The 2,846-nt window shown below is 72.7% G+C and carries 3 protein-coding genes; all 3 read left to right on the top strand.

The features are described from left to right. Window positions 1–1,223: branched-chain amino acid ABC transporter permease (locus AC27IQ_RS21750; RefSeq protein ID WP_487090754.1), on the top strand; the 1,223-nt coding region annotated here is incomplete at its 5' end. Continuing rightward, entirely contained in the window at window positions 1,220–2,014 is a 795-nt protein-coding gene (locus tag AC27IQ_RS21755; RefSeq protein ID WP_487090755.1) for an ABC transporter ATP-binding protein, read from the top strand. The genes AC27IQ_RS21750 and AC27IQ_RS21755, both read left to right, overlap by 4 nt. Then, entirely contained in the window at window positions 2,011–2,757 is a 747-nt protein-coding gene (locus AC27IQ_RS21760; protein ID WP_487090756.1) for an ABC transporter ATP-binding protein, read from the top strand. The genes AC27IQ_RS21755 and AC27IQ_RS21760 overlap by 4 nt, the downstream gene beginning before the upstream one ends. Window positions 2,758–2,846: the final 89 nt, after the last annotated feature.

Consider the following 2,846-nt stretch of genomic DNA (forward strand, 5'->3'; position numbering starts at 1 on the left):
TCGTGGTGGTGGGCGGCATGGGGTCGATCCCGGGCGCCTACGTGGCCGCGCTGCTGATCGCCGAGATCAAGGCGCTGTGCGTGGGGCTGGGCACGGTGCAGTGGTTCGGCGTCGAGGTGTCGTTTTCCAAGCTCACGCTGGTGGTGGAGTTCCTGGTGATGGCCCTGGTGCTGGTGTTCCGGCCCTGGGGGCTGATGGGGCGGCCCCAGGCCGTGAGCCGCAACTCTGCGCCGGCGGAGGCGCCGCTGCGCCCGGGCACGCCGCTGTTCCGGGCCGCGGTGGTGGCCGTGCTGGCGGCCCTGGCCGCGCTGCCGCTGCTGTCGGCCTGGCTGCCGTATGCCACGGTGCTGGCGCAGGACGTGCTGGTGGCGGTGCTCTTCGCGGTGAGCCTGCACTTCATCATGGGCCCAGGCGGCCTGCATTCGTTCGGCCACGCGGCCTACTACGGGCTGGGCGCCTACGGCGCCGCGGTGCTGCTCAAGGCCTTCAGCATGCCCATGCCGCTGGCCATGGCGCTCGCGCCGCTGGTGGCCGGGGCCGGGGCGTTGGTCTTCGGCTGGTTCTGCGTGCGCCTGTCGGGCGTGTACCTGGCCATGCTGACCCTCGCGTTCTCGCAGATCGTGTGGTCGGTGGTGTTCCAGTGGGATGCCGTCACCGGCGGCTCCAACGGCCTGATCGGCGTGTGGCCCGCGCCGTGGCTGGGCGGCGCGGCCTACTACTACCTCACGCTGGCGCTGGTGGGGCTGTCGGTGTTGGCGCTGCGGCGCGTGCTGTTCGCGCCGTTCGGCTACGCGCTGCGCGCGGGGCGTGACTCGGCGCTGCGGGCCGAGGCGGTGGGCATCGACGTGCGGCGCGTGCGGTGGATGGCCTTCGTGATCGCGGGCGGGTTCGCCGGCCTGGCGGGCAGCCTGTTCGCGTTCTCCAAGGGCAGCATTTCGCCGGAGGCGGTGGCCGTGGGCCAGTCGGTGAACGGGCTGGTCATGGTGCTGCTGGGCGGCCTGCAGACCCTGCTGGGGCCCATCGTTGGCGCGGCGGCGTTCAGCGTGCTGCAGGACGCCATCCTGCGGGCCACGGAGTATTGGCGCGCGCTGTTCGGCGGGGTGATCCTGCTGCTGGTGCTGGCCTTCCCGCAGGGCATCGCGGGCTTCGCGCAGCAGATCGCGCAGCGCCGGGCCGAACGAACGGCGGCGGCGCCCGCCATCCCCGAAGGGCCGTCGCCATGACGCTGCTCCAGGTGCGCGGGTTGCGCAAATCCTATGGCGGCGTGCAGGCCGTCGATGGCATCGGCTTCGACCTGGCGCCGGGGGAATTGCTCGCGCTCATCGGACCCAACGGGGCGGGCAAGTCCACCACCTTCGACATGGTGGGCGGGCAGACGAAGGCCACGGCCGGTTCGGTGCAGCTGCAGGGGCGCGAGCTGCTGGGCCTGCCCCCCCGCGCCATCGCGCGCCTGGGCGTGGGCCGCACCTTCCAGATCGCGGCCACGTTCGCCTCGCTCACCGTGGTGGAGAACGTGCAGATGGCGCTGCTGTCGCACCACCGGCGCGTGTTCGCGTTCTGGCGGCCCGCCGCCTCGCACTACCGCGCCGAGGCGATGGCGCTCCTGGCCCAGGTCGGCATGGACGCGCAGGCCGGCCGCCCGTGCAGCGAACTGGCCTACGGCGACGTCAAGCGCGTGGAACTGGCCCTGGCGCTGGCCAACGATCCGCAGTTGCTGCTGATGGACGAGCCCACCGCCGGCATGGCGCCGCAGGAGCGCAGCGACCTCATGGCGCTCACCCGGCGGCTCGTGGCCGAGCGCCGCATGGCGGTGCTGTTCACCGAGCACAGCATGGACGTGGTGTTCGCCCATGCCGACCGCATCATCGTGCTGGCGCAGGGCCGGCTCATCGCCGAGGGCGATGCCCACGCGATCCGCAACCACCCCGGGGTGCAGGCGGTGTACCTGGGCGCCGGCACGACCTTCGGCCGACGCGGCGCGCCCCATGAAACGATGCCGGAGGGCGCGGCATGACGGTCCCCGCGCCGATGCCGCCGCTGCTGCTGGAAGTCTCCGGCCTGAACGCCTGGTACGGCGCGGCGCACATCCTGTTCGACGTGTCGCTGCAGGTGCGCCGCGGCGAGGTGGTGGCGCTGATGGGCCGCAACGGCGCGGGCAAGTCCACCACGTTCAAGGCCATCATGGGGCTGCTCGCGCGGCGGCAGGGGCGGGTGGATTTTCTCGGCCGCCCGATCGCGGGGCTGCAGCCCTACGAGATCGCGCGGATGGGCCTGGGCTTCGTGCCCGAGGACCGGCGCGTGTTCGCCGACCTCACCGTCACCGAGAACCTCGCGGTCGGCCGCCAGCCGCCCCGGCGCTGGCCCGACGGCAGCGAGGCGCCGTCCTGGACGCCCGCCGCGCTGTACCAGCTCTTTCCCAATCTGGGCGCCATGCAGGACCGGCCCGGCGGGCAGATGAGCGGCGGCGAGCAGCAGATGCTCACCGTGGCGCGCACGCTCATGGGCAACCCGTACCTGGTGCTGCTGGACGAGCCCTCCGAGGGCGTGGCGCCCGTGATCGTCGAGCAGATGGCGCAGACGATCCTGCAGCTCAAGGCCCGGGGCGCGAGCATCCTGCTGTCCGAGCAGAACGTGCGCTTTGCCGAGATGGTGTCCGACCGGGCCTATGTGCTGGAAAAGGGCCAGATCCGCTACGAGGGCCCGATCGAGGCGCTGTCGCGCAACGAGGACGTGCGCCGCGCGTACCTCGCGGTGTAGGCCGCGCCATGGACACCGCCTGCGACGAAGCCCTGCCCACGGCGCCGGCCCACGGCGTGGTCGGCGTGCTGCTGGCGGCCGGCCACGCG

This window comes from Acidovorax sp. KPB24-07, assembly GCF_057543315.1.

Coding starts and splice junctions, on each gene's coding strand:
- AC27IQ_RS21755 (WP_487090755.1), top strand. CDS start 1,220: ATGACGCTGCTCCAGGTGCGCGGGTTGCGCAAATCCTATGGCGGCGTG.
- AC27IQ_RS21760 (WP_487090756.1), top strand. CDS start 2,011: ATGACGGTCCCCGCGCCGATGCCGCCGCTGCTGCTGGAAGTCTCCGGC.